Annotated in this window: 28 protein-coding genes and 1 pseudogene; 21 read left to right on the forward strand and 8 right to left on the reverse strand. The window is 40.2% G+C overall.

Features of this window, described 5'->3' with window-relative positions; genetic code table 11:
* The first annotated feature begins 6 nt into the window (after positions 1-6).
* Positions 7-951, forward strand: a complete 945-nt coding sequence (locus AB1A03_RS15030; protein WP_354625429.1) for a Gfo/Idh/MocA family protein — start codon at positions 7-9, stop codon at positions 949-951.
* Positions 952-1,003: 52 nt separating this feature from the next.
* On the opposite strand, the gene AB1A03_RS15035 is transcribed toward AB1A03_RS15030, so the two are convergent.
* The 3 genes from AB1A03_RS15035 to brnQ all read right to left on the reverse strand — a co-directional run bounded on the left by AB1A03_RS15035 (position 1,004) and on the right by brnQ (position 3,568).
* Positions 1,004-2,167: an amino acid permease gene (locus AB1A03_RS15035; RefSeq protein ID WP_354625430.1), complete on the reverse strand. Its 1,164-nt coding sequence runs from the start codon at positions 2,165-2,167 to the stop codon at positions 1,004-1,006.
* 79 nt (positions 2,168-2,246) lie between these two features.
* On the reverse strand, positions 2,247-2,798 hold the full coding sequence (locus AB1A03_RS15040; protein WP_354625491.1) for a branched-chain amino acid transport system II carrier protein: 552 nt from the start codon (positions 2,796-2,798) through the stop codon (positions 2,247-2,249).
* A gap of 8 nt (positions 2,799-2,806) precedes the next feature.
* Positions 2,807-3,568 carry a branched-chain amino acid transport system II carrier protein gene (gene brnQ, locus AB1A03_RS15045; RefSeq protein ID WP_354625431.1) on the reverse strand — a complete coding sequence of 254 codons (762 nt, stop codon included), beginning with the start codon at positions 3,566-3,568 and terminating at the stop codon, positions 2,807-2,809.
* A 796-nt stretch (positions 3,569-4,364) separates the two neighbouring features.
* Here brnQ and mqo point away from each other — a divergent pair.
* The 5 genes and pseudogenes from mqo to AB1A03_RS15070 all read left to right on the forward strand — a co-directional run bounded on the left by mqo (position 4,365) and on the right by AB1A03_RS15070 (position 9,687).
* Positions 4,365-5,845: pseudogene (mqo, locus tag AB1A03_RS15050) on the forward strand (malate dehydrogenase (quinone)).
* Between the two features lie 297 nt (positions 5,846-6,142).
* On the forward strand, positions 6,143-6,763 hold the full coding sequence (locus AB1A03_RS15055; RefSeq protein ID WP_354625432.1) for a copper homeostasis protein CutC: 621 nt from the start codon (positions 6,143-6,145) through the stop codon (positions 6,761-6,763).
* A 37-nt stretch (positions 6,764-6,800) separates the two neighbouring features.
* The gene (locus AB1A03_RS15060) at positions 6,801-7,865 is read left to right on the forward strand and encodes a 6-phosphofructokinase (protein WP_354625433.1); all 1,065 of its coding nucleotides are present in this window, start codon (positions 6,801-6,803) and stop codon (positions 7,863-7,865) included.
* Between the two features lie 308 nt (positions 7,866-8,173).
* Positions 8,174-8,554 carry a SpoIIAA family protein gene (locus tag AB1A03_RS15065; protein WP_354625434.1) on the forward strand — a complete coding sequence of 127 codons (381 nt, stop codon included), beginning with the start codon at positions 8,174-8,176 and terminating at the stop codon, positions 8,552-8,554.
* A gap of 80 nt (positions 8,555-8,634) precedes the next feature.
* Positions 8,635-9,687, forward strand: coding sequence for a 3-deoxy-7-phosphoheptulonate synthase (locus AB1A03_RS15070; protein ID WP_354625435.1), 1,053 nt, complete (start codon positions 8,635-8,637; stop codon positions 9,685-9,687).
* Positions 9,688-9,744: 57 nt separating this feature from the next.
* Here AB1A03_RS15070 and AB1A03_RS15075 read toward each other — a convergent pair whose 3' ends face one another.
* The 4 genes from AB1A03_RS15075 to potA are packed head-to-tail and all read right to left on the reverse strand — an operon-like array spanning position 9,745 to position 13,495.
* Complete coding sequence (locus tag AB1A03_RS15075) at positions 9,745-10,776, reverse strand: extracellular solute-binding protein (protein WP_354625436.1); 1,032 nt, start codon at positions 10,774-10,776, stop codon at positions 9,745-9,747.
* Between the two features lie 2 nt (positions 10,777-10,778).
* Positions 10,779-11,549, reverse strand: a complete 771-nt coding sequence (potC, locus tag AB1A03_RS15080) for a spermidine/putrescine ABC transporter permease PotC (RefSeq protein ID WP_354625437.1) — start codon at positions 11,547-11,549, stop codon at positions 10,779-10,781.
* Positions 11,533-12,405, reverse strand: coding sequence for a spermidine/putrescine ABC transporter permease PotB (potB, locus tag AB1A03_RS15085; RefSeq protein WP_354625438.1), 873 nt, complete (start codon positions 12,403-12,405; stop codon positions 11,533-11,535). Before potB ends, potC begins: the two co-directional genes overlap by 17 nt.
* Positions 12,389-13,495 carry a spermidine/putrescine ABC transporter ATP-binding protein PotA gene (potA, locus tag AB1A03_RS15090; protein ID WP_354625439.1) on the reverse strand — a complete coding sequence of 369 codons (1,107 nt, stop codon included), beginning with the start codon at positions 13,493-13,495 and terminating at the stop codon, positions 12,389-12,391. Before potA ends, potB begins: the two co-directional genes overlap by 17 nt.
* 734 nt (positions 13,496-14,229) lie before the next feature.
* On the opposite strand from potA, the gene AB1A03_RS15095 reads away from it, so the two are divergent.
* Positions 14,230-14,787: a hypothetical protein gene (locus tag AB1A03_RS15095; RefSeq protein WP_354625440.1), complete on the forward strand. Its 558-nt coding sequence runs from the start codon at positions 14,230-14,232 to the stop codon at positions 14,785-14,787.
* A 246-nt stretch (positions 14,788-15,033) separates the two neighbouring features.
* Positions 15,034-16,035: a substrate-binding domain-containing protein gene (locus AB1A03_RS15100; protein WP_354625441.1), complete on the forward strand. Its 1,002-nt coding sequence runs from the start codon at positions 15,034-15,036 to the stop codon at positions 16,033-16,035.
* Between the two features lie 160 nt (positions 16,036-16,195).
* Here the strand turns inward: AB1A03_RS15100 and AB1A03_RS15105 are convergent, their stop codons facing one another.
* Complete coding sequence (locus AB1A03_RS15105; RefSeq protein WP_354625442.1) at positions 16,196-16,495, reverse strand: MGMT family protein; 300 nt, start codon at positions 16,493-16,495, stop codon at positions 16,196-16,198.
* 283 nt (positions 16,496-16,778) lie between these two features.
* Between AB1A03_RS15105 and AB1A03_RS15110 the strand changes: the two genes are divergently transcribed.
* From AB1A03_RS15110 to AB1A03_RS15170, 13 genes are all read left to right on the forward strand, one after another.
* Positions 16,779-17,339, forward strand: a complete 561-nt coding sequence (locus tag AB1A03_RS15110) for an LON peptidase substrate-binding domain-containing protein (RefSeq protein WP_354625443.1) — start codon at positions 16,779-16,781, stop codon at positions 17,337-17,339.
* A 63-nt stretch (positions 17,340-17,402) separates the two neighbouring features.
* A complete protein-coding gene (locus tag AB1A03_RS15115) occupies positions 17,403-18,020 on the forward strand; it encodes a sigma-70 family RNA polymerase sigma factor (protein ID WP_354625444.1) in 618 nt (205 codons plus the stop codon).
* Complete coding sequence (locus AB1A03_RS15120) at positions 18,013-18,660, forward strand: ChrR family anti-sigma-E factor (protein WP_354625445.1); 648 nt, start codon at positions 18,013-18,015, stop codon at positions 18,658-18,660. The genes AB1A03_RS15115 and AB1A03_RS15120 overlap by 8 nt, the downstream gene beginning before the upstream one ends.
* A 22-nt stretch (positions 18,661-18,682) precedes the next feature.
* Entirely contained in the window at positions 18,683-19,642 is a 960-nt protein-coding gene (locus AB1A03_RS15125) for a YbgA family protein (protein WP_354625446.1), read from the forward strand.
* Positions 19,643-19,666: 24 nt separating this feature from the next.
* The gene (phrB, locus tag AB1A03_RS15130) at positions 19,667-21,040 is read left to right on the forward strand and encodes a deoxyribodipyrimidine photo-lyase (protein ID WP_354625447.1); all 1,374 of its coding nucleotides are present in this window, start codon (positions 19,667-19,669) and stop codon (positions 21,038-21,040) included.
* A 3-nt stretch (positions 21,041-21,043) separates the two neighbouring features.
* Entirely contained in the window at positions 21,044-21,469 is a 426-nt protein-coding gene (locus AB1A03_RS15135; protein ID WP_354625448.1) for a nuclear transport factor 2 family protein, read from the forward strand.
* Positions 21,466-22,185 (forward strand): SDR family NAD(P)-dependent oxidoreductase, encoded by a 720-nt coding sequence (locus tag AB1A03_RS15140; RefSeq protein ID WP_354625449.1) that lies wholly within the window; start codon positions 21,466-21,468, stop codon positions 22,183-22,185. Before AB1A03_RS15135 ends, AB1A03_RS15140 begins: the two co-directional genes overlap by 4 nt.
* A complete protein-coding gene (locus tag AB1A03_RS15145) occupies positions 22,185-23,441 on the forward strand; it encodes an NAD(P)/FAD-dependent oxidoreductase (RefSeq protein ID WP_354625450.1) in 1,257 nt (418 codons plus the stop codon). The genes AB1A03_RS15140 and AB1A03_RS15145 overlap by 1 nt, the downstream gene beginning before the upstream one ends.
* On the forward strand, positions 23,438-24,193 hold the full coding sequence (locus tag AB1A03_RS15150) for a DUF1365 domain-containing protein (protein ID WP_354625451.1): 756 nt from the start codon (positions 23,438-23,440) through the stop codon (positions 24,191-24,193). Before AB1A03_RS15145 ends, AB1A03_RS15150 begins: the two co-directional genes overlap by 4 nt.
* Positions 24,189-25,427, forward strand: coding sequence for a class I SAM-dependent methyltransferase (locus AB1A03_RS15155; RefSeq protein WP_502945975.1), 1,239 nt, complete (start codon positions 24,189-24,191; stop codon positions 25,425-25,427). The genes AB1A03_RS15150 and AB1A03_RS15155 overlap by 5 nt, the downstream gene beginning before the upstream one ends.
* Positions 25,420-25,956, forward strand: a complete 537-nt coding sequence (locus AB1A03_RS15160; protein ID WP_354625453.1) for a DUF2878 domain-containing protein — start codon at positions 25,420-25,422, stop codon at positions 25,954-25,956. Before AB1A03_RS15155 ends, AB1A03_RS15160 begins: the two co-directional genes overlap by 8 nt.
* Positions 25,928-26,452 (forward strand): chalcone isomerase family protein, encoded by a 525-nt coding sequence (locus AB1A03_RS15165; protein WP_354625454.1) that lies wholly within the window; start codon positions 25,928-25,930, stop codon positions 26,450-26,452. Before AB1A03_RS15160 ends, AB1A03_RS15165 begins: the two co-directional genes overlap by 29 nt.
* Positions 26,449-26,931 (forward strand): DUF3833 domain-containing protein, encoded by a 483-nt coding sequence (locus tag AB1A03_RS15170; RefSeq protein ID WP_354625455.1) that lies wholly within the window; start codon positions 26,449-26,451, stop codon positions 26,929-26,931. The genes AB1A03_RS15165 and AB1A03_RS15170 overlap by 4 nt, the downstream gene beginning before the upstream one ends.
* Positions 26,932-26,973: the final 42 nt, after the last annotated feature.

Below are 26,973 nucleotides of genomic sequence, written 5' to 3' on the forward strand. Positions count from 1 at the left end.
AGGGATATGAGAATTGCGATTGTGGGGATTGGTGATATTGCACAGAAGGCTTATTTGCCTATCTTAACTCAGTTAAATGATGTGGAGTTGATTTTTTGCACGCGTAATAATGCGACCTTGCAAAAGCTCGCTTTGCAATACCGAGTTACAACCCTTTATCAAGATTATCGCCAACTGAGTAAGGCCAATATTGATGCAGTGATGATCCACAGCAGTACCGTTTCTCACCCTGAAATAGCGGCCTATTTTTTACAGCAGGGTATACCAACCTTTGTTGATAAACCGCTTGCAGATAACGCCTTTGACTGTGAAAAACTCTATGAGTTAGCACAAGCGAAACAAGTGCCGCTGTATATGGGGTTTAATCGCCGTTTTATTCCGCTTTATAACCGTCATTTGGGGGATCTGCAAAGCGTTAATTTGGCATCGCCTTTATTATCATTACACTGGCAAAAAAATCGCCATAATCTACCGGGAAATATTCGTGATTTTATTTTTGATGATTTTATTCATCCCTTAGATAGTGTTAATCTCGATGCTAAAAGCGACTTGCAAGGTGTTCACCTGACGAGTCAATTTAAGGGAACTCAGTTAGCTCAGTTAGCTCGGTTAGATGTGCAGTGGCAATCGAACAATACACTGTTACATGCCTCCATGAATCGTCTATACGGTATCACCTGTGAGCATGTATCAGCCAGTTTTGAAAATCGCGCTTATCAGTTTGATTCCTTTATTAGTGGAAAGTGTTTGCAAGATAAGCAAACCTCGCTCATTCAGCTTGAAGATTGGACGCCGATGTTAACCGCAAAGGGCTTCGCGGATATGATTGATGATTGGTTAAGTGTGGTGCAATCAGGAAAATTAAAACAGTCAGTGATCGATCGTAATCTAAGTAGTCATCAATTAGCGGAGGCTATTTGTGGGAAAGTGCAGCAGCTTATTAAAGCTTAAATAGTGAGTTGATGGTCATTGCGTAAGTACTGACCATCAACGAGAATGATGATTAAATAAGTTGTGAAAACAGTAAGAAACCACCAAAAGAGAAACATGCTACTAATGCCGATTTACCGCCTGCTACTTGATAAGGCGCCGCGTCGGTTTTTTTGAATTTAGCAGAGCGAACTTTAACTACCATTGCCATTGGCACAAAAACCGCTAAGAATACCAGAATAATGCCCGCGTATGCTAAGACACCGATAAACTGCTCTTTTGCCCAAATGGCACCGAGCAGTGGCAATATAAAAGTAACTAAAAACGTAGCGCTTTTATTACCCTTAAATAAATCACGATTTTGATCAAATAGCGACATCGCAACGCCCATAAATGAAGTGACTATCGCAAGTGCCGTAAATAGCGTCAAAACAATGCCTAAGCTATTATATTGGGCGCTTAATATGGTGATTAATTGAGAGACGTTTGCAAAGCTGACGAGTTGTTCTGTGGGTAAATTGCCAATAACGGCAACTAACCATAACAAATAACAGATAAACGGCAGCATGGAACCGATAACGACCATATTGCGTAATTGTTGATGAGTTGCTTCACTATTGTATTTTACGACTGACGGCACCACCACCATAAAACCGAAGCTGGTAAATAGCACTGCACTATTTTTGATGAGCTCAACTTTATTGCTATTATTTTGCTGAACAAAATGACCGATTTCAATATTTGGCAACAGGTAAAGCAGTGTTATCACTAGAGTGATGATCATCGCTAAAAAGAGTACGCGATTAAGCTTATCAACACTCGCGGTACCTTTGCTAATAAAAGCAGCAGTGACCAGTGTAAAGAGCAGCTGGCTTTGCCATAGGTTAAGTTGCCAACCGAGGTGATTTAACAATTCTCTTATTAAATCACCTGCGCTAACAATGTAGGCGATCATCAAACAGATGACTAAACAATATAGTAAACCGTTAGTGATAAGTTGCCCCGGCTTGCCAAGTGTTTTTTGTGCAATACTGTTCATGCCGATGCCGCCACCACTGTGGAGCGTTGCTTCCAATAATAACAATGCGGCATAGGTTGTACCAATCCAGATGCCTAGCATTAATAGTGATCCCCAAAGCATACCAAATTGCGCTAGCACCATTGGAATGGCGAGCATACCTGCACCAAGGGCTGTACCAGCAATGAGTAACATGCCGCCTAAAAGTTTTAAATTCATACTATCTCCATAAAAATTGCTAAGCAGGTAAAATAAAAATGGACTATTAAATTAACAGTTAGTTTTAAATTACTTAGTATTAAGACTCAACGGGTTGGCTTACTTTTTCAGTTGATTCTTTAAAGACAAAAACAGCGATAATTAATGCAGCAAAAGTTGGTAGAAACCATGCCATTCCCTTCTCAAACAAGGGTAAAAAATCAAAGTTATGCATATTCACACCCGCAACTTTTAAACCATCCAATAGCCCAAAGAAGAGGGCGATCGATATTACAAAACGATAGCTCAGTTGCTTCTTGCTAATAAAGCCACTTAATAAGGTTAAGGCAACCAGTGCAATCGCCACGGGATAGATAATAAATAAAACAGGTACAGATAAACTGATAAGTTGACTTAAACCGACATTGGTTACCAACGCACATAATGCACAGTTGATGATGACTAAGCGGCTTCTATTCCAATTGGGTTTTAGGGTCACTAAAAACTCAGCCATCGCGCTGATTAAGCCAACTGCGGTCGTTAAGCAGGCTAATCCAACGACTAAGGCGAGTAAAATTAGCCCTTTGGTATTAAATAGTGCTTGTACATAAAGAGCGATTATTTCGCCGCCATTGCTGACATTACCGGCAATTCCTTGGCTTACTGTTCACCTAAATAGAAGAGTGATAAATAAACAAAAGCTAACCCAAAAGCTGCAATACTGCCTGCCATAATGAGATATTTATATTGTGCTTTCTTATCATCAACGCCCTTTGATTTGATAACGTTAATAATTAATATGCCAAAAACCAAAGCGCCTAGCGTATCCATTGTGTTATAGCCTTCTAAAAAGCCTTTCATAAATGGATTATGAATATATTCTTGGGTGGCACTGCCTAACTCTGCAAGTGGGGTAGTAAAAACGGCGACGGATAGGATAATCAATAAGATAATTAGTAACGGCGTGATCACTTTACCAATCATATCTAATAATTTACCCGTTGATAGTGATAGGTAACCTGTGATTAAAAAGAACACAATGGAGAAGATCGCTAAACTCGTTGCATCCGGGGTTGCTAAAAAAGGAGAGATGCCTATTTCATAGGCGACTAATGCCGCTCTTGGCGTTGCGAAACTTGGGCCAATAACAATAAATACAGCAAGCGCTAATAGTGTTGCCGCTTTACTCGGCAGATATTTTGCCATCTCAATAATACCGCCTCCTGCTTTTGCGACTGCAATTAAGGAGATCAGCGGAAGGCCTACGGCAGTGACTAAAAAACCAAGTGTTGCTGGCGTTAAGTTTTCTCCAGCCATTGCGCCTGCCAGTGGAGGGAAAATGATGTTACCTGCCCCTAAAAAAAAGGCAAAATTCATGAAGCCTAAAGCGAGTATATCAAAACCCGATAAACGATTTTTCATTCAATATTCCTGTTGCATTCATAGCAAATCCTATAATTATCTAATTACGGGAGTTGATACTGTTTATTAAAAAAGAGGTAAACCATCAATGCACTGAAATATTTTATGCGTCATCCATGAGGTAAGAAATTATGTGCGAATCAACCTACTCGTTGTGTAGCTCGTCAATTATTAGTAGAGCGAAAGAGGACATTTTTACCATAATTGTAATTATTTACTAGGGGGACAAAAGAGCAAAAGAGATAATGAAATTTAAATGACCAATTAACCATGAAAGTGAAGTGGTTAACTGCGCGTTTTAAGCGGGTATTTATTCAGGTAGTAATAATTAAAATTATTGGCATCTATCTAATTAATAGGATAAATTTCAGTTGTAATGGGCATTTTTGTTTTCGTTGAATTGCATAAATATTTGAAATGTAAGTTCATTTTTAAAAATTATTTTGATTTATTTTTGCTCTATATTTTTCTTTTCAACTATCTACATTGTCTTGCAACCGGAGAGGGGCCATATAAGGTATTGCAACAATGCAGGAAGTAAATGATTATCCGTTTCGCATCTTTAAGTATCATGGCTATAGCATGGCTAGTTGTAGATGGGTGTTTACAAAACGTTAACATATTTCAAACTTAGGCAACATTATTCCCTAGTTTCCAGTCTAAATTTTGGTTAGAATCGATTCCTCTCAAAAATCAAATGGATTTTAACCTATCACTATTTAATTAACTGTAAAGGGCTTTTACTTGTTAGGTTCAAATAGTAGATTTCAGATTAATTTGTAAAGGCTAGGTTTTAATGGATATAAAAACGGTAGATGTCCTGCTTGTTGGTGGTGGAGTCATGAGCACAACGCTAGGTATGATATTGACACAACTTGATCCATCATTAAAAATTTTAATGGTTGAGCGATTGGATCATGTCGCCCATGAAAGTACACATGGATGGAATAATGCCGGTACTGGTCATGCGGGATATTGTGAATTGAACTATACCCCTCAAGGTGATGATGGACGTGTAGATATTGATCGCGCGCTAGCTATTAACGCTTCCTTTGAAGTGACTTTGCAGCTTTGGAGTTATTTGGTAGAAAAAAATATTTTACCAAACCCGAGTGAATTTATTAACTCTATTCCACACCAAAGTTTAGTTTGGGGGGAAAAAGATGTGGCATTTCTTCGCCAACGCTATGAACGCCTCAGTGCTCATCATCTATTTAAAGATATGCAGTATAGTGAAGATCCTGAGGTGATCCGTGGGTGGATGCCATTGGCAATGAGTAAACGCGACACTAACCAACCTGTCGCTGCCACGCGTGTTAATTATGGCTCCGATGTCGACTTTGGTGCATTGACCCGCAATATGGTTAAAAATCTGCAACAAGCCCCGAACTTTGAATTACTATTGAATTTCAATGTAACGCGCATCAAACAGCATGATAATGGTCATTGGGCGGTACGTGTTAAAGAACGGACAGGCAAGCATTCTGCATTGATCGATACCAAGTTTGTTTTTCTTGGTGCCGGTGGCGGGGCATTACCCCTGTTACAAAAATCGGGTATTCCTGAGCGTAAGGGGTACGGAGGTTTTCCCGTGAGTGGACAGTGGTTGGTTTGTCGCAAACCTGAGATTGTTGAACAACATCGCTCAAAAGTGTATGGAAAAGCGCCGATTGGCGCACCTCCCATGTCTGTGCCTCATCTTGATACGCGTATTATTGATGGCAATCCTGCACTATTATTTGGCCCTTTTGCTGGCTTTACCACGAAGTTTTTGAAAAAAGGATCGAAAATGGATCTGTTGGATCCATTACAGGTACTAATTTAAAGCCTATGCTATCAGTTGGTTCAAAGAATATAGATTTAAGCCATTACTTAATAAAAGAGTCCTTACAATCTCATAAAGATAGAGTAAAAGCGTTACGTCATTTTTACCCGGAAGTTAATAAAGACGATTGGACATTAGCGCAAGCTGGCCAGCGTGTAATGGTTATTAAAAAAGATAAGAATGGCATAGGCAAACTTGAATTTGGCACCGAATTGGTGACCTCTCAAGATGGTACGTTAGCGGTATTGTTGGGCGCTTCACCGGGAGCTTCAACAGCTGTCCAGGCGATGGTCAATGTGGTTGAAAAATGTTTTACAGATAGATTTGAAGAAGCTGACTGGAATAAGACGATGGTGGAGATGATCCCTTCATACGGTCAGTCACTTATCGAAAATGAAAAATTATTGAATAAAGTTAAAGCAAAAACATTAGCTACCTTAGGATTGGTCTAATACCATTGCGCATAATATTGTGATCAGGGCTTGTTGAGGAAAAATAATGGAGAGCAAGGCGCATGATTGAGTAATTACTGGCTATTGCGATTGAATGCAACGTAGCTATCTATTATTTTAACCAACAAGATAGATCAGATACTTATGCGCAATGGTATATTCACTGTTACGCTTTTTATTTTATGGGTGAAAAATGGTTAATATTGAAGTATGCATTGATAATATCGAATCTTTATTTTCAGCACAAAAGGGGGAGCGGATCGCATCGAACTATGCAGCTCTCTTGCGGTGGGGGGATTGACGCCAAATCATGGTTTGATCGCCTTAGCACTGAAACATGCCCATATCCCAATTTACACCATGATCCGTCCGCGCGATGGTGATTTCCTCTATTCCAGCCTTGAAGTCGAGATGATGTTGCATGATATTCATCATGCCAAAACTCAGGGAGTTCAAGGTGTTGTTCTGGGGTGTTTAAATAAAAATGCGCAAGTTGATAGAGATATTTTACGTAGTTTAATGAAAGAGGCGAAGGGGGTTGGTGTAACCTTTCATCGCGGCATTGATTGCTGCGCTGATGTACATGAAGCATTGGAAATTATTCTTGGTGCAGGTTGTGAACGCGTATTAACCTCTGGTCTTGCAAATAATGCTGTGAACGGTGCAGAGACTATTCGTAAAATGGTTCTACAATGTAAAGGTCGATTATCTGTGATGGCCGGGGCGGGGGTTAATGGTGATAATGTCGCAACAATAATTAATAAAACAGGCGTTAACGAGGTGCACTTATCAGGTAAAACGCCACGTCAAAGCGACATGGAAACGATAGTCGCCTGTGCGACTTTACCTGAATTTCAAACGATTAGTGTCACTAAAGCCGAGAATATAGCAGCAATAAAGAGCGCTATCGCAAGGTGATCTATAATAACTATTTACAATGAAAGGGGTTATTTGTATGCAGTCAGTTACTAAAAGAATTGGTGTATTAACCGCGGGCGGCGATGCGCCGGGGTTGAATGCCGCGTTAAGAGGTTTGGCAAAAAGTGCACAAAATAACTACGGTATTGAAATCGTTGCTTTTTTTGATGGTTATAAAGGATTAGTTGAAAATAATGCCAAGTTAATGGAACAAGCTGATTTTTCAGGCATTCTACATACGGGGGGGTCTATACTAGGTAATTCACGTGAACGCCCCTTTAAAGATGAAGAAAAAGTCGAAAAGATGATTAAGCATTATAATGACTGGGAGCTTGATTGCCTGGTTGTACTCGGTGGCGGTGGAACGGCTAAGCGAGGGTATTGGCTAACTCAAAGGGGCTTAAATGTCATTGCCTTACCCAAAACCATTGATAACGACCTTTATGGCACCGATATTACCTTTGGTTTTCATACCGCCCTTGAATTTTGTACCGACGCGGTGGATCGGTTACACACTACGGCACATTCTCACAAGCGCGTATTGATTGCTGAAATTATGGGCAACACGGCTGGTTGGTTGGCCCTCTATGCCGGCATTGCAGGTGGTGCGGATGCCATACTTATTCCTGAAATTCCCTATGATATTGAGAAACTAAAAGAGCATATTGATAAACGCATCGTCAATGCCAATTCACCCTTTTCTGTAATTGTCGTGGCAGAGGGAGCAAAATCCCTTGATGAAGCGGAGTTAACGAAAAAACAGTTGCGTAAGAAAAGAGCCGCTGAAAATATCAGTAGTGCTGCCTATAAAGTTTCCAATGAACTAAATGCCATTTCTAATTATGAATCGCGAGTGTCGGTACTTGGATACCTGCAAAGAGGGGGGGCTCCTTCTGGTTATGATAGGGTGCTGGCAACGCAATTCGGCACTAAGGCCGCCGAGCTTCTTTTTAAAGGAGAGTATAATGTGCTTGTTGCTACCGATGGCCTTGAAGTTGTCACAGTGCCCCTTGAAAAGGTCGCTGGGAAAACGAAACGGGTACCGCTAGACCATTTATCTGTGCAATCTGCTCGTCAAACAGGCATCTCTTTTGCCGATTAATTTTATCGCTTTTTATCAATAACAGACTGACGCCTCAGTCTGTTATTATCTTTTTGCTCTGATTTATTCTGCGCCTCCACTATTGATTTATCAATCTATACTCATACCAATCGGAATAAATCGCTGATTCTATTCTACTGGTTAAAATAACTTACTTTTTTGTTGTAAGTTTCGCAAAGGGAACAACCAGTTGCGTCAACTTACGCCACAAATTAAGTCATTTTTCCTGTGCAAAATTTAGATCACATACTTAATCCGATTGGTATCATTCTATATTTGCCACTATTTAGAGACACTAAGGAGATATTATGAGTCGTCAACATCATGGTTTATCACTGGGTATGGTAAGGGTGGATGAAGAGTTTATTATTGTTGTTAAAGCAATAGGAAAGCTGAACCACGCGGATTACCAAGTGTTGTCACCGATGATCGATTCGGCATTGCAAAAAGTGATGTCATCGAGCGCCAAGGTTTTGGTTGATATTAGTGAATTTGAAGGGTGGGAGCTGCGTGCTGCTTGGGATGATTTTAAGTTAGGATTAAAGCATGGCGAGAGTTTTTCTAAGATTGCTGTTTACGGTAATAATGAGTGGCGAGCGTTAGGTATTAAAGTGAGTGAATGGTTTGTCTCCGGAGAGATTAAAGCCTTCGATGATTATGAGGCAGCCATGATGTGGCTACAATATTAATTTAGGGGGGATTTTACTTTTAACCGAAGCATAATTTTTATATTGTATGAAATAATATAAACAGATAATAGAGTATGGATATGCCATTAAAAACAGATGAATTACGTAGTGAAAAACTAGATTACTTGATTACCCCAGCTGAACTCGCTGAAGTTTCACCAATATCCGATGTCGCGGCTGGCGTGGTTACTCGAGCTAGGCGCGAGGTGGAGGCGATATTATCGGGAGAAGACCCTCGTTTATTAGTGATTGTTGGGCCTTGCTCGATTCACGATCCAGAAGCTGCGCTAGAATACGCGAAACGACTCGTAAAATTAAAAGATAAATACACCGATCAGCTCTGTATAGTTATGCGTACCTATTTTGAAAAGCCCCGCACTATTGTTGGCTGGAAAGGTTTGATCAACGATCCTGATTTAGATGGTAGTAATAATGTTAATAAGGGAATTAAGCTGGCTCGTAAATTGTTAGTGGATATAAACGAATTGGGGTTAGCGACAGCCACTGAATTTTTAGATATGGTAACAGGTCAATATATTGCTGATTTAGTGACTTGGGGAGCTATCGGAGCTCGAACCACAGAAAGTCAAATTCATCGTGAAATGGCATCGGCGCTCTCTTGTCCAGTTGGTTTTAAAAATGGTACCGATGGTAACTTGCAAATTGCCATTGATGCGATACGCTCAGCGAAGGCGCGTCATATTTTTTATTCACCGGATAAAATTGGTCGTATGACTATTTATAAAACGGCAGGTAATCCCTATGGGCATCTTATTTTACGTGGTGGAAAGGTGCCTAATTATAGTAGTGAAGATATTTCCGATGCGGCTATCGCTTTAGATAAAGTTGGTTTAAGTAAACGTTTGGTTGTCGATTTTAGTCATGGTAATAGTCTAAAACAGTTTAAAAAACAGTGGCAGGTTGGTCATGATATTATGCAACAGATGCGTTCCGGCAGCCCCTTTATTGCTGGCGTGATGATTGAAAGCTTTATTGAAGAGGGTAATCAGTCGGTCGAAGATGGCAACGCGCTCGTCTTTGGTAAAAGTATTACCGATGCCTGTATTAGTTGGGATGATACAGATGCAATGCTTGCTGAATTGGCTGAGGCTAGTCGAGAAAGAATGTCATAATTAATAAAAAACCGCTCACTTGAGCGGTTTTTTTTGGACTAAAAAGAGCAATGTAAATTATGGTTTTGCTTGTTTTAGCATCTGCCAATACTTTTCATAAATCGCATTAGCTTCACCGAGATCGCTATGGTAAGTCCCTTTTTTGATAACATCCGCAGGTGGCACAACCATTGGATTGTTACGCATATCTTCACTTAATAAAGGGATCGTCGCTCTATTTGGGGTTGAATTACCGATTTCTTCAACGATGATTTTACCAATTTCAGGGCGTAGTACAAAGTCGATAAATTTATGTGCATTTTCAACGTTTTCAGCGCCTTTCGGAATCACGAAACTGTCTACCCAAAATGTCACCCCTTCACTTGGATAAATGTATGTCACTGTGCCTAATTCAGCTTGTGCCATATAGGCTTCACCATTCCACATTACGCCCATCGGTACGTTGCCTTGAATCAGAGGGCCTTTTGGTGAATCAGATAAAAACAGCTTAACATTCGGTAATAATTCCACCAAAGCTTCATAGGCTTGACGGATTTCATCTTCATTTTTTGTGTTGTTTTCAAAGCCTTTAACTTTTAACCCCATTAAGAAAATGTCACGAGCATCATCGAGTAATAGTATTTGATCTTTAAACTCTGGTTTCCAAAGATCCTTCCACGAAGTAATGGATTTAGGATCTATCTCTTCGTTATTGACCGCAACCGCCGTACTACCCCATAGATATGGGATACTATATTTGTTCTCCGGGTCATAAGCTTGGTTTAATAAGCTTGGCTCTAGGTTAGCTAGATTTTTTAACTTAGATTTATCAAGTGGTTGTATCAGATCAGCACGCTTCATTCGCTCGATAAAATAGGTTGTTGGAATCGCTAAGTCATAACCTTTACCGTTAACTAGCTGTAGCTTAGCAAACATCGTTTCATTACTATCAAAGGTAGCAACTTCAACTTTAATACCCGTTTCTTTAGTAAATTGTTTTAGGATTGAATCTGGAATGTAATCAGCCCAGTTATACAGTACAACTTTTTCTTCCGCGAGCGCTGAAAAACTGATCAGCATTGCCGCTGTAAGTGTTAACCATTTTTTCATTATTAATTTCCTTTTTTACGCAGCAATAGTTGCGATATTACAATTAAGACTACCGAACCAACAAAGAGTAGGGTAGAGATAGCATTTACCTCTGGCGAGACACCAACACGCACCATGGAATACACTTTAAGTGGTAATATTTCATAGCCTGGTCCCGTGACAAAGGAACTTACAATCACATCATCTATCGATAAAGTGAAACTTAACAACCAACCCGATGCTACCGCTGGTAATATCATAGGTAGGATAATTTTATTAAATACTTGCCATTCATTAGCGCCTAAATCTCGTGCCGCCTCAGTCACCGCCATATCCATCCCCTTTAAGCGAGAAAAAACACTAATAATCACAAAGGGTAAACAGAAGGTAATATGGGCAATTAATAGAGAAATATAGCCTAATTCTATTCCTAAGCTAACAAATAGAATAAGTAGCGCGATAGCCATTACGATATCAGGTGTCAACATACTCACAAACACCAATGAAGATACCGCTCCTTTGCCATAAAAACGGTAACGTTGCAGTGCAACCGCCGCCAAGGTGCCAATCACCGTTGCCGCCGTTGCGCTAGTAATACCGACTTGCAAGGTATGCCAAGCGGCTTCCATTAGCGAGTCATTAGTGAATAATTTATCGTACCATTTAAAGGTAAAACCACTCCATTTATTACCATAACGTGACATGTTAAAGGAGTTAACAATTAAAATTAAAATCGGGGTGTATACATAGCAGAGCACCAAACCGATGAAACCTAATTTAAAAATCCGAGTCATTGATGCCTCCTTCGCGGTTCGACATCTTCGTCGCACGGTAATAAAGCCAGAGCATAAATGATAATAAGAAAATCATTAACATGCTCAATGCGGCACCAAAGGGCCAATCACGTGTTTGGATAAACTGATTTTTGATGACATTACCTAATAATGAATGTTTAGATCCACCTAATAGATCCGCCACAAAGAACATTCCCATCGCTGGGAGTATGACCATTAAACAACCCGCGATAATGCCCGGTGATGTTAATGGTAAGGTGATGCGTAATAAACGTTGCGTCGCAGTCGCCCCTAAGTCTTTGGCGGCATCGAGTAATTTAAAATCCAACTTCTCCATTGATGAATAGATGGGTAAAATCATAAAGGGGAGGAGGATATAACTGAGCCCAAAAATAACGGCAAACTGGCTATATAGCATATCTAATGGTTTATCAATAACGCCAACAAATTGCAGCGCTTCATTAATAAGCCCCTTTTTACCTAATAAAAATTGAATGGCATAAATGCGCACCAAAGAATTGGTCCAAAAGGGAATGATTAATAAAAATAGAATAATACCCCGCCAACGCTGCGGCAATCCCATTAGGCACATTACAAAGGGGTAGGCGATGACCAAACAGATCACCGAGGTGATCAGTGACATGGAAAGCGAATCCCATAACAAGGTAACAAAGCTTGGGTCAAATACACCTTTCCAACCATCTAAACTAAACTGATATTTAATTAAAAAATCAGCGTCACGGGTTAGAAAACTGGTCACTAATACCATTAGACTAGGCACTAAAACGAACAGCGCTAGCCAGCTTGTTGCAAGGCCTATTGCCCAGAAACGAAACTGATTAAATTGTTTGTTCATAAGGCAACACCACTTCCCAACCAGTAATCCATTGCAGCGCGACTTTTTGCCCTAGACGATAATCAAAGTCGGGATCATCTTCATCAAAAAACTCACTTGCGATGACCGTCGTGCCCGTTGATAAGCGAATATAAGAGTCTAAGGTTTTACCTTTATAGTTACATTCGTAGATATGGCCATCAATATGTACCGTTTCTTTTGCCAATTCAGGTTTCGTTAGACGTACATCTTCAGGGCGCAGTAATACATGCACTTTATCGTTGGCTGCAAAAGGGTAGTCGGTTTGTACGACCCAATCGGCCCCTTCTGCGATCACTTCCACATGCTTTTCATCAATTCGACGTACAACGTGGCCATCAAACTGATTAATTTCACCGATAAAACGTGCCACGAAAAGGTTCACAGGCGTTTCGTATATTTCACGAGGTGTACCAATCTGCTGTACTTTGCCTTTGTTCAAAACGACAATCCTATCAGACATGGAGAGCGCTTCTTCTTGGTCATGGGTGACATACACGAAGGTTATTTTGAGTTGGCGTTGTAACCGTTTTAACTCAATTTGCATCTCTTGACGTAGTTTATAATCGAGCGCACTTAATGACTCATCGAGCAATAATAATCGTGGGCGATTAACCACAGCTCGTGCAATAGCAACACGCTGTTGTTGACCACCGGATAATTGATGCGGTTTACGTTGTGCAAAACTTTCTAAGCGCACCATACGTAGCGCTTCAAGCACGCGCTCTTGAATTTCCGCTTTCGGCACTTTATGCATTATCAAGCCAAATGCCACGTTCTCATAGACGCTCATATGAGGGAATAAGGCATAGCTTTGAAATACCGTATTGACTGGGCGATGTTCTGCTTTAAGAATAGATAGATCTTTTTCATCGAGCAGTATTTGCCCTTGATCTTCTTGCTCAAAGCCAGCAATGATGCGTAAAACGGTCGTTTTACCACAACCAGATGGGCCTAATAAGGTGAGAAATTCACCATCGTAAATAGTCAGATCTAAATCGTCTAACACCGTATTATCGGCGAACGTTTTACTGACCCCTGATAGTTGTAAAAGAGGTTGGCACTCTGTCACTGTCAATATTCCAAAAGTCTAGCCATAGTGGCTGTTAAAATCAGCTTAAGTATTGTTGTTACTTAAGTGTGTAATTAGCTCAATAGCCTTCATTGAGTTAACATTTCCATCAACAATATAGCTTGCAAAAAATAATAATATAATGCTCTTTCGTGCCGTTAATTGTTGGCCGATTGTACCGTGATATTAGTCAAATTCAATAAAAAAAATCAAAGCAAATAATAATGTTTTTATTTGTTATTTCCCTGCAAAATATCAATCACTTTAGATACAAATACTCGCCATTTATTGGTAGGTCGGATATAGTGTTTTTTGACCGTTTCACCTTGATTTAAAAAAACTATTTAATTTAATATCAATAAATTATGAATCATTTTTTGATTGAAGGTTATCGCACTACGAATGAAAAATTCTACAACCTCGTTAGTTATATACCCATGATACTTCAAGATGCAAAGTCAGCAAGAAAAAGCGTACCGCGATGCGAGGCATAAAATAAAAGTATAGTAGTTCTACATAGATATTTTATAACAAAGCAGATTGGTGCTATTTTCCTTGTCCTACGGGGCGCTAGCTCGAAAACCAGTGTTGCGTTGTAACACTCAAATAGTGAATGACAATTATCTCTCGTTACGTCTTGCTCAGGTATCCGAGCTCGCGCCTGACAAAGCATATTGAGGTAACATGGGTATATAGTTTAATATTACTTAATATGTATTAAAGAGATTTAGTTTATGTATGAAGAAAATTTAACCCTTATTGTCGAAAAGGGGCACGCCGCCTATGAGTGGGCAAAACGTCAATCTGATGCGGTTAGTGCTTTTGGGCATATTGGAACTCATATTGATTGTTATGACTCCGAACCAGAAAAAAATGATTATGAGGTAGAGGTAGTAACGGTTAATTGTACAGAAAAGATGCCTTCAGTGGATGATTTAGTTTCTCTGGATATGTCAGGCAAAGCGCTCATTCTTTTTACTGGGAATGTTGAAAATAATAATTATGGAACCCCTGAATATGGCTCTATGGATACTACCCTGTATAGTGATGTTCTTGACTTCATACTTTTAACCCCTCCGCTTTTCATTGTTATCGATAGCTATGGCATTGGAGCCCACGGAGATGAGCACATTGGCTTTGATAAAAGGTGTGAATCAAAAGGATGCTTTGTTATAGAAAATGTCAACTTATCACTTGCGACTACTCCTTCGTTACGGAAACTAAAGATATCATTTGATAAATTATCAAAGTCGACAGGAAACCGATGTCAGGTTATAGCTGTTTATCCCTAATAAACATTGATAGGACTGGTTGCCGATGCCGCTATACTAGTTTCATTTTTAAGCCCGCGTTTTAATTGTATGTATACTACACTCTAGGTTGAGCCTCACTTGTAGGGGCTTACTAATATGATTATCAGCTCTGATTCCAGCCACTTCCTGTGGAGCACAAATTCTCTTATAAGATATTAATAAACGCAGTATAAAGTGTGCCATGTAAACTAAGCACAACAGTTCAAGGCTTGAGGTAATATAGATATGAGGGGAAATATGCTAAGGCTAACTATCGTTTTTTTAATGTTTACCGTATTTGCTGTAAGTGCAAAAAACCTGAAATTTGCTGTTGTTCCAAAATATTATAGTGTTTTTTTTGATGAAAGTGGAAAGGGGTGTCAAGATGCCGCTGCGCAAATCGAAGGGGTTGAATGTATATACCGTGGGCCTGTTCAAGGAGATGTCAGAATACAGGACAAAATTATAGAAGAGTTACTCAATGAAGGTGTTGATGGAATTGCCGTCGCTGTTACTGAGTCTCGTTTCTTAGCTAAAAGTAGCATGCAAAAAGCTAAAAAATTGGGAATTCCTGTTATCACTTATGATTCTGATTTTGATACAGTTACCCTAGAAAAATATGACAACTTACGTTTGGCTTATATAGGGACAAACAATTTTGAACTAGGTAAGGCTTTGGGGGAGCAATTAAAAAAAATACGCCCCGCTGGTGGAACGCTTCTTATTCAAACAGGAAGACCCGATTCGCCCAATTTAAACCTAAGAATTATGGGGGTGCGCTCCGCTCTATCTGGAAAAGAGTATCAGAATCCTCCCGGTGAAATACTTAAAAATGATTTAGGATGGACTGAAGTGCGCCTTCCGATCCCAAATTATGACAATATCAACCGCTCTGTTAAACAGCTAGAGTCAATGCTTAAAGTACCGTCTAATAAGGTTGATGCATTTATTGCCGTTGGTGGCTGGGTACAAAATGATGCCCCCCTATACCGCACCATGATTGAACCGTTTAAAGATAAACTTGAGCGCAAAGAGATAGTGCTTGTTATTTCGGATGCATCTGAAATTCAGTTAAAGATGCTAGGAGACCATCTTGCTCACGTGAACATTGGTCAAAAGCCTTATGAAATGGGCAGGCAGATAATATTTACACTTCTTAAAATTATTGAAAAACAAAAGTACGAGGAAGTTATTTATACTCCGTTAACCTATTGCACACAGGATTCTTATGAAACTTGTTCCAAATAAAAGATAATTTGCAAAGGCTAGCTAGCGCAACCTGCTTTTTATTATGCTAAACAAGGTACCCTCGGCTCTAGTTTGTGCGGTGTCAATCGCTCAGTATTACGCCTCTATTTATTTAAAGATATTTAGCAAAATAGTACATCAATATTTTGTGTAATGGCTGCTAGTATTGTCTTTTTTTAAAGTGACTTATTTTCCCGCTGTCACTGACTATAACCCCTTCCTTTTCAAGAAGCTCCCTTTGTCGTATAAAGGCTTCCCCCATAAGGGATATTTTTCCTTGGCTATTGACCACTCTAAACCAAGGTAGCTGACTATCTTTAGGTAACGCGGATAATACTCTTCCGACATAGCGAGCATGATTCGGGTATCCGCAAAGTGTCGCGAGTTGACCGTAACTAATTAATTTACCTGCTGGGATTGCTGCTAAGTTTGCGTATAAACTGCTTTTAAATTCATCCACACGATTGCCTTTATTTTTTATTGTAGTGAACTAAACCTCACCTTCACTCGTACTCTTTTCTAAGCCGTCTCTATTTATACCAATCGGATTAAGTATGTGATCTAAATTTTGCGCAGGAAAAATGGCTTAATTTGACGCGTAAGTTGACGTAAATGGTTGTTCCCTTTACGAAACTTACAACAAAAAAGTAAGTTATTTTAACCAGTAAAATAGATCAGCTATTTATTCCGATTAGTATTATTAAATATTTTGCTTAATAACGGCGATAGAAGAGGAGTTGACCATGAAATTAGCCTTGTTTCCCTTACCTGTTTTCTTATTGCCAGGCGGTAAAACTCGTTTACGTATTTTTGAGCCTCGATATTTGCGCTTAGTGAGTCAATCTCTGCTGCATGGTAATGGTTTCGTTATTTGTCTATGCACCATTAATGATGAATTTTATCCGATTGGCAGTCGTGTGCAAATTTATGATTTTGAAAAGGATGAGCAGGGCGTTTTGACAATAGATGTCGAAGCTGTTGATAGAGTGGAAATTGGGGCTTTTACGGTGCAATCAGACGGCTTAAAAGAGGCAGAAATAGTTATTTTACCTCATTGGCAAACATATAAACTGCCCGAAAAACAACAATATATGGCTTCGAGGTTAAGAGGTTACTTAACTAGTCATCCTCTTTATAGTGACAACTTGAAGGATCAGGATTTTAAAAATCTAACTTGGGTTTGTCAGCGTTGGCTTGAATTATTGCCCATTGATGACAGTAAAAAATATTGGTTGGCTAAGCAGTCTGATTGTTCACCCTGTGCGGAATTTATTGGAGAAGTTATTCGTCATGAGGTTTTGTGATCTAAATTGCTTGTTGCTACGTAATTATCAGATAACCACTTATCGCTTTTATGGAATTGTAATATGCTTAAGGTATCTTCCCCTGAGTTAGGCATTAATTTGAAATATAATGATCATCCTGATGTTGATGAGCAAGAGATGCAACTACAGCAGCAATTGCTTGCTGTTGCCCGTCAGCAAGATAAGGCTGCCTATACCTTATTATTTAACTATTTTGCTCCTCGTATTCATCGCTTCGGTCTACAGCGTTTACAAATTGAGGCGCAAGCGATGGAGTTAGTCCAGGAAACCATGTTGCTTGTTTGGCGTAAAGCGTCACTTTTTGATAGTGATAAGGGCAAAGCGAGCGGTTGGATCTTTACCGTTATGCGTAATGTTTGTTTTGATATGTTGCGTAAAAAGCAAAGAAACAAAGAAGATGATGTCAGCGAAGATCTGTGGCCGTTATTTTCAGAAGAAGATACATCTTTAAACAAAGACCATCTATTTTCGCGTCACTTACTTGAACATATCAATAGCTTACCTATGCAGCAGAAAGAGGTAGTAGAGGCTATCTATTTACAGGACATGTCGCAACAGGAGTTAGCCAACCATTTAGACTTACCCTTAGGTACGGTGAAATCGCGGCTACGTTTAGCAATCAGTAAATTAAAATTAAAACTGGAGAGCGCTAATGATTAAGCATCATCCAACCCAGCAACTACTCATTTTACACAGTGAAGGTCATTTACCCTTCTCTTTAGCCGTTGCAGTGAGTGCGCATATCGAGATGTGCGAACATTGTCAGAAAAAATCGCAACAACTAACGCAATCGTTAGCGTCACAGACTTGGCAAGAAAATAGCCCCACTGTCGATTTTTCAGACATGTTGCAAAATATACTACAGAGTGAGTTGCCCGAAGTGCCAGTCGCAGCTCAAGTGAAAAATGTCACCACCTATGTGAGTAATAAAACCTTTAATTTGCCGCGTGCCTTTAGGTCCTTTAAGGATATTAAGTGGTCTGGACTAGGGCCTGTAAGTCGTGCCCGTATCGTTAAAGACGAAGATAATATTCGCTCTAACTTGTTACACATTGATAAAAATGGGGTGATCCCGAGTCATAGCCATAAAGGTTATGAAGTAACGCTATTATTAGATGGCTCCTTTGCCGATGAACATGGTAGTTATCACAAAGGTGATTTTATTTGGCTAGAGGGTGGGCAGCAACACAGCCCATTTAGCGAGTCAGGATGTTTATGCTATGCGGTACAAAATGCCCCTTTACACTTTACCTCTGGTATTAGTAAGGTTTTGAACCCATTAGGAAAATTGATTTATTAATTGTGTTGCCTAGGCGCTGGAGATGAACATGGAATTTGATGCCAATAAAATTAAAGTCGGTATTAGTAGTTGCTTAATCGGTAATAAAGTGCGTTTTGATGGCGGGCATAAACGTAGTGTTTATTGCCAGAAAATATTATCGCAATATTTCGATTTTCATCCCATATGCCCAGAGATGGCGATTGGTATGGGGACGCCTCGCCGAGCCATTCGCTTAATTAAGGGTGAGCAACGTATCAGAGTCGTCGCCAGCGATGGTAGTTTTGAAGTCACCGAGAAATTAGAGGAATTTTCCGCGCAAACTAGCCCGACCTTAACACCGTTAAGTGGTTATGTTTTTTGTGCAAAGTCGCCCAGTTGTGGGATGGAGCGAGTGACACTATATAACCCTGATAATAATCAAGGGCAGCGTAATGGGGTTGGTGTGTTTGCAGCTAAGGTGATGCAAGATCACCCTCTATTACCCGTCGAAGAAGATGGGCGTTTAAACGATTTTTTATTGCGTGAGAACTTTATCACCCGTGTTATTGCCTATCACAAATGGCAGGGCTTGGTTGCCTCTGGGATCACCATGGCTAAGCTGACCAACTTTCATGCCCAACATAAATACCTGTTGATGGCGCATAATCCGACTATTTATTACACCTTGGGGCCGATGCTCGGTGGTACAGGAAAGAGTGCCGAGGAGATTGCTCCTGAGTATATTGCAGGCTTTATGGCGACCTTAAAATGTATCGCTAATCGAAAAAGCCATACCAATACACTTTCGCATCTACAGGGCTATTTTAAAAAACAACTCACCAGTACAGAGCGTACTGCATTAGCCGATACGATTGATAAATACCGCACGGGATTGTTACCGTTAATGGCTCCTTTAACCTTAATTACTCATTATTTAACTATTTACCCCGATCCCTATCTTATCCAGCAAGTCTATTTGCACCCCCATCCGGAAGCATTGAAATTACGGTATAACCATTAATGTTAAAGCAAAGGAAAGATAGTGATGCAGCTAATTTGGTTTAGAAAGGATCTTCGTGTTAGTGATAATCCCGCTTTATATGAGGCGTGTTTACATGGTCAGACTCGTGCTATCTATTTTGTCACCCCTAAGCAGTGGCAAAAGCATCAAGTTGCCCCCATTCAAGTCGATTTTATTGGAAAAACACTACAAAGTTTACGCACTCAATTAGCATCATTAGGTATCCCTTTACACATTGAATATGTTGACTATTTTAGCGGTATTGCTGAGAGGTTAGGGGCGCTTTGTAAGCAATGGGAAATTAGCCAAATTCACGCCAATGCGGAGCCTGAAATCGATGAGATAAATCGAGATAGGCATCTGCAAGCGATCGGTTTCCCTTTGCTGCTGCATCAAGGCGACACCATTTTACCTGCTGGTTCGGTATTAACGCAGCAGGGCAGTATGTTTAAAGTGTTTAGTGCCTTTCGTAAGCAGTGGCTCAAGCAAGTGAAGCAAATTGATTTACGTCCCTGCCCGATGCCAATTAAGCAAGGTCATGTTGTGAACATGGCTGATGGAGCCGATAAGATTATTATTAATATTGCCCCCAACCAGCTTGATAGTCGTTTGTGGCCAGCGAGTGAGCAATATGCACAACAGTTATTAACGACCTTTTTTGAGCAAAGCGTCGATCAATATGGCGCGCTGCGTGATTTTCCCGCTCAACCCGCTACCTCAAGTTTATCGCCCTATTTTGCATTGGGGGTGTTAAGTGCGAAGCAGTGTCTTTATCAGTTATTAATGCATTTTCCCTATGCCTTAGATAGGGCAGAGAGTGGCGCTTTTGTTTGGCTTAACGAAATTATTTGGCGTGAATTTTATCGCCATATCATGGTGCTAAATCCTGAGCTTGGTAAGGGGGCAAATTATAATCCCTTGGCAAATAATATTGTTTGGCAGAATGATAGCGTTCTATTTACTAAGTGGTGTGATGGTGAAACGGGGTATCCATTAGTCGATGCGGCAATGCGTCAACTAAAGCAGCGTGGTTGGATGCATAATCGGCTACGTATGGTTACGGCAAGCTTTCTCACTAAACATCTTTTAATTGATTGGCGTTGGGGGGAGTCTTATTTTAAATCACAGCTTATTGATGGTGATTTTGCCTCCAATAATGGAGGCTGGCAGTGGGCGGCTAGTACGGGCTGTGACGCTCAACCTTACTTTCGTATTTTTAATCCTATCTTACAGAGTCAAAAATTTGATCCAAATGGCGAGTTCATACGTAACTATTTACCAGAGCTAAAAAAACTAACTAATCGAGAGATCCATTTGCCGATTAATGCCATAGTTGACCATACACAGGCGCGTATTAAGGCATTGCAAACATTCTCGGTACTAAAGTCACAGGGGTAAAGCATGAGTTCGCCATTACTAGCAAGATTTTGTCAAATATACCAAGGATTGAATAGTGATAATCTGGATCTGCTCAGTGAGGTTTATAGTGAGCAGGTACAGTTTAGAGATCCTTTGCATGAGATTAATGGCTTAATTCAATTACGTGGCTATTTTCAGCATCTTTATAGCAACTTGCAGTTGTGTCACTTTGATATCACAGAGGTGATTGAACAGGGGGAGCAAGCAAGCATCATCTGGACGATGCACTATGCGCATCCGAAAATTGCCAGTGGTAAAACCATTGTTGTGCATGGTGCTAGCCACCTTAGTTTTAGCGATAAGATTGATTATCACCGCGATTATTTAGACCTTGGTGAGATGCTCTATGAACACCTACCGCTGTTATCTACACTAGTTAAGGTGATTAAAAAGAGGGCCAGACAATGAAGCGTATTTTAATTACTGGGGCGACCTCTGGGATTGGTAAAGCGCTCTGTTTACTGTATCAAGCAAAGCATTGGCAAGTTATTGCCTGTGGACGTAATGAAAAAGTTTTAGCTGAGTTAGCAAACTTAAACAATGTTAGTTGTATTGCTTTTGATTTGACAAATAAAGCACAGATTAACGCGGCGCTGCTGGGTATTCCTGAATTAGATGTGGTTATATTAAACGCTGGAAATTGTGAATATATTGATGATCCTGTCAATTTTGATGGGGAGTTATTTGAACGTGTTATTAGCACTAATGTGATTGCCGTGGGACACGCTTTAGCACTTTTGTTGCCCAAATTAAAAAGTGGAGGAGGGCTCGCGTTAATGGGTTCAAGCGCAAGTTATTTGCCCTTTCCCCGTGCCGAAGCCTATGGAGCAAGCAAAGCGGCGATTAGTTATCTGGCTAAGGTATTAAGTCTTGATTTACAAACAGATGGCATCGCCGTGAGTTTAATTAACCCTGGATTTATAAAGACCCCCTTGACGGCAAAAAATGATTTTCCAATGCCGATGTTAATTAGTGCGGAACAAGCCGCTCAGTTTATTTTCAAAGGAATTACTCAAGGTAAAAGAGAAATACATTTTCCGAGAGTTTTTACTGGTTTGCTGAAGTTATTCGCATTTTTACCCGATTGGGTATGGAGAAGTATGGCAAAAAGGATGAAGCGATAATGAAAAAAATAGCGATTATTGGTAGTGGAATTTCTGGTTTAACTTGTGCCTATTTGCTCAATCAAAAGGAGGATGTTCACGTTTTTGAGGCGGGTGATTATATTGGTGGCCATACAGCCACGAAAAGTGTTCAAGTTGATGGCAAAGCATGGCAAATAGATACGGGATTTATCGTTTTTAATGATAGAACTTACCCTAATTTTGAAAAACTCTTGGCAAGAATTGGTGTGGGGCGTTTGGCAACCACCATGAGTTTTAGTGTTAAAAATCAACACACGGGTTTGGAGTATAGTGGTACTAATCTCGATAGCCTATTTGCCCAGCGCGGCAATTTATTGAATGTAAAGTTTTTGCGCTTAATAAAGGATATTTTACGTTTTAACAAACTCTGCACCCAAGCGTGGCAACAGCAAAGTATCGATCCACAAATAAATTTAGGTGATTACCTTAGCGCGCAGGGGTTTGATGATTACTTTGCCAATCACTATATTTTACCAATGGGGGCAGCGATTTGGTCGTCTAGTCTCAATGATATGAAGGCCTTTCCGCTCTATTTTTTCGTCCGTTTTTTCTATCATCACGGTTTATTAAGTGTCACGAATCGGCCGCAGTGGTATGTTATTCCCGGTGGCTCAAAGCAGTATATCGCGCCGCTTTGCGAATCTTTTGCAGATAAAATACATCTCAACACGCCGATTAGTAAAGTAAGGCGCGTCGCAGAGGGGGTTGAAATTCAAGTTGCAGGCGAAGATTGGCAGCAATTTGATGAGGTGATTTTAGCCTGTCATAGTGATCAAGCGAAAGCAATGCTAGTGGATCTCACTGCCGATGAAGAGAGGGTGTTAGGGGGATTATGCTATCAAAAAAATGAGGTGGTTTTACATACCGATGCCTCTCTATTACCAACTAAAAAGCGAGCCTGGTCGGCATGGAATTATCACCTTAGTAATGATGCTGATAGCCCAGCTGCGCTGACCTATAACATGAATATTTTGCAACGCTTGCCTGCCGATGCCCCGACCTTTTGTGTCACCTTGAATCAAACCAAGCAGATCGACGCAAGTAAAATATTAGCAACTTATCACTATGACCACCCTGTTTTTAATGGCAAAAGCATCCACTCGCAACAATTAAGGTCGCGCATTTGTGGCAAAAACCATACTCACTTTGCTGGTGCTTATTGGTACAACGGTTTTCATGAAGATGGTGTGAATAGTGCATTAGATGTTTGTAAACGATTTGGAGTTAGTTTATGAATCAAAATAAACCTCTCAATTCTTGTATCTATCAAGGTAAGGTATTTCACAAACGTTTTGCGCCTAAGCTACATCGTTTTAGTTACAATATTTTTTTTCTGGCGATAGATTTAGATGAACTCCCCGTTTTAGCAAAGTTAGGGCGCTATTTTAAAGTGAATCAATTTGCCCCTTTGAGTTTTCGCAGCAGCGATTACCTTAGCCATCAAGCATCTATTAGTAAAAATGATGTCTGGTCTAAGGTAGTGGAGCTTGGTGGTGAAAATCGCCAAGGGCGAGTGCTGTTTATTGGGCAGATGCGTTGTTTCGGTTTGTATTTTAGTCCCATTAATAACTACTATTGCTATGACCAAAGTGGCCGTTTAGCTTACCTACTTGCTGAAGTGAGTAATACACCTTGGAACGAACGTCATTACTATTTAATTGCAATTGATGGTGAGACTGTCTGTGATAAAACCTTCCACGTTTCTCCCTTCATGGATTTACAAATGCAGTACCATTGGCGTATTAGTGAGCCAAGTGAACAGTTACATCTAATAATTGAAAATCATCAGCAAGATAAGTTATTTAGCGCCAGTATTGCCATGAAAAGGCTGGCTTTCACTAATCAAAATTTACGTAATAATCTCTTAGCTATTCCGTGGATGACGGTAAAAACCCTGCTGGGGATTTATTGGCAAGCATTACGCCTGTTTTGCAAAGGCATCCCCTATATTCCTCACTCTACTAAGGAGAAAAATCATGTCAATTGAACAAGCAGAGTTAAATAAATCAGAAGCTTCCATTGGTGTGTTGGACAAGTTTGCTAAAAAAATGATTTTCTCTATTCTCGCTTCCATGAAACAAGCCGCGATTATATTACAAGAGGGTAATGAGCAAAAACTATTAGGTAATAAAGATGCCGACTTGCAGGGAAAGGTGATTATTCACGATCCTCGTTGTTATAAAAAGATGCTTTTAGGAGGCAGTATCGGTGCCGGTGAAGCCTATATTCAAGGCTTATGGTCTAGTCCAGACTTAACCAAAGTTATCCAAGTCCTTGGAAGAGAGCAGCAAGCATTAGCCAAGCTTGATAAAGGTGTTGCTACGATAATGAAACTGCCCAGTTGGATTTACCATAAGGCGCGTAAAAATACCCAAGCGGGCTCTAAAAAAAATATTCTTGCACACTATGACTTGGGTAACGAGATGTATCAAACATTTTTAGACCGAGAAATGCTTTATTCAAGTGCCATATATCCTCATCAAAATGCCGATTTAGAGGAGGCACAATTACATAAATTAGAAACCATCTGCCAACGTTTAGATCTTAAAGAAGGGCAAACATTATTAGAAATTGGCACAGGTTGGGGAGCGCTTGCTATCTATGCTGCACAGAATTATAAGGTGCATGTGACCACAACTACCATTTCTGATGCTCAATATGATTTTACTAAGGCGCGGGTTGAATCCCTAGGTCTTAGCGATCAAATTACCCTATTGAAAAAAGATTACCGTGAGCTGACCGGGCAATATGATAAGTTAGTCTCCATTGAGATGATTGAAGCCGTTGGCCATGAATATTTAGCTAGCTTTTTTGCAACCTGCAATAAGCATCTTAAGGATGATGGTAAAATGTTGATTCAAGCGATAACGATTTCCGATCAACGTTATGACCAATACCGCAGTGGTGTTGATTTTATTCAGCGTTATATCTTTCCCGGCGGTTGCCTGCCTTCTATTTCGGTAATGGCGGATAATGTTTCAAATAAGACGGATATGGTGATTACCGGTTTACATGATATCGGTCAGGATTATGCACAAACATTAAAGCATTGGTTTGAGCGCTTTCAAGGCGCTTTGCATGAGATTCGTCAACTTGGCTATGGTGATGATTTTATTCGTTTATGGCAATTCTATTTATGTTACTGCGAAGGCGCATTTTTAGAGCGTACTATCAGTACCGTACATTTAATTGCAGCGAAACCCGGTTACCGTTGTGGATAATCTCTGGCGTCGCTATGCAAATTGGATAAATCTTTTTTGGTTCCAAGTTGCTTGGTTTGCTGCTGTTTACTTTCAGCAGCAGGCAATCATGCCCCTGTTATTGTCATTAGCATTGCACTTTTACCTATCCCGACAGCGCACATTTGATCTCTATCGTCTGTTCTGGGTGACGCTGTTAGGTGGCGGGGTTGATGCGCTGTTGTCGGTTAATGACGTATTTCTCTTTCCTGATAGTTCTATTATGCCGTTCTGGTTGTTATTGCTTTGGGCTCATTTTGCATTAAGCCTAAATTATTCTATGTCGTGGTTAAAGGGGAAGCCATTATGGGTGAAATCCTTGGCAGGAGGATTTTTTGCCCCTTTAAGTTATTTTGCTGGAGTGAAACTTTCAGCACTGAGCTTACCTTTTGGAGAATTCTCAAGTTTATTTTTACTCGCAGTGATCTGGATGGCGTTGATGCCCGTATACCTATTATCGAGTAAATTAATGGGAGATGAACATGATGCGATTAGGAGAGGCAATCACTAAGCTTAAATTGCTCCTTATGATCAGTTTATTAGCTTCAACTAATGTTAGTCACGCGACTATAACAGCTGATCTCAAGCCCGTAGGGGAAGCGACCTTAAAATGGATGTTTATGGATATTTATAATGCTAGTTTATATAGTCGTACAGGTAACTATCAAGAGCTACATTATCCACAGGCACTAACTATTCACTACCATAAGAATATTGATCGACAACGGTTAATTGATGCCACACGCGAGCAATGGCAACAACAACAGTTGAATGCCGCATTATATAAACCTTGGCTATCACAACTGACCTTGATTTTCCCCGATGTTAAAGAGGGAGATAGATTAACATTTTATGTATCTGAGCAGGGGGAAGGTTTTTTTTATTATAATCAGGTGCCCGTCGGTGGCATTCAACACCCTGATTTTGCTGCGGCATTTTTAGGTATCTGGCTGGCCCGTAATACGGCTTTGCCATCCCTGCGTAAACAGTTAATTGGAGAGCAATGATGAAACTAATGGCTTTTCTTATTGTTATTTTAATAAGCGGCTGTAGTGGCCAGCGCCTCGATGATTATAGGGGAACTTCCCCTGAGTTTGATGTGCAACGTTTTTTTAATGGCCCCTTACAAGCTGATGGCGTGGTGTTAAATCACGCCGGTGTTGTAGCGCGTCGCTTTAGCGTGAAAATGGTCGGTACATGGCAGGATAATGTTGGCAAATTAGAGGAGTGGTTTGTTTTTGATGATGGCGAAAAAACCACTAGAACATGGATTATTACACAACTGGATAATGGTCGATACAGCGGTACGGCTGGGGACATTCATGGCAAAGCGGTAGGTGAAGCGGCTGGATTTGCTTTGCATTGGGATTATCAACTTGATATTAAAGTCGATAATAGCCATTACCGGGTTACCTTTGATGATTGGTTATATCAAATCAATAATAAAACCGTGATTAATCGCAGTTATATTAAAAATGGGGAATAAATGTTGGCGAGGTTATATTGGTGATCAACAAGCAATAAACGA

The organism is Psychromonas sp. MME2 (genome assembly GCF_040566515.1).
In the GTDB taxonomy this organism is placed as follows: domain Bacteria; phylum Pseudomonadota; class Gammaproteobacteria; order Enterobacterales; family Psychromonadaceae; genus Psychromonas.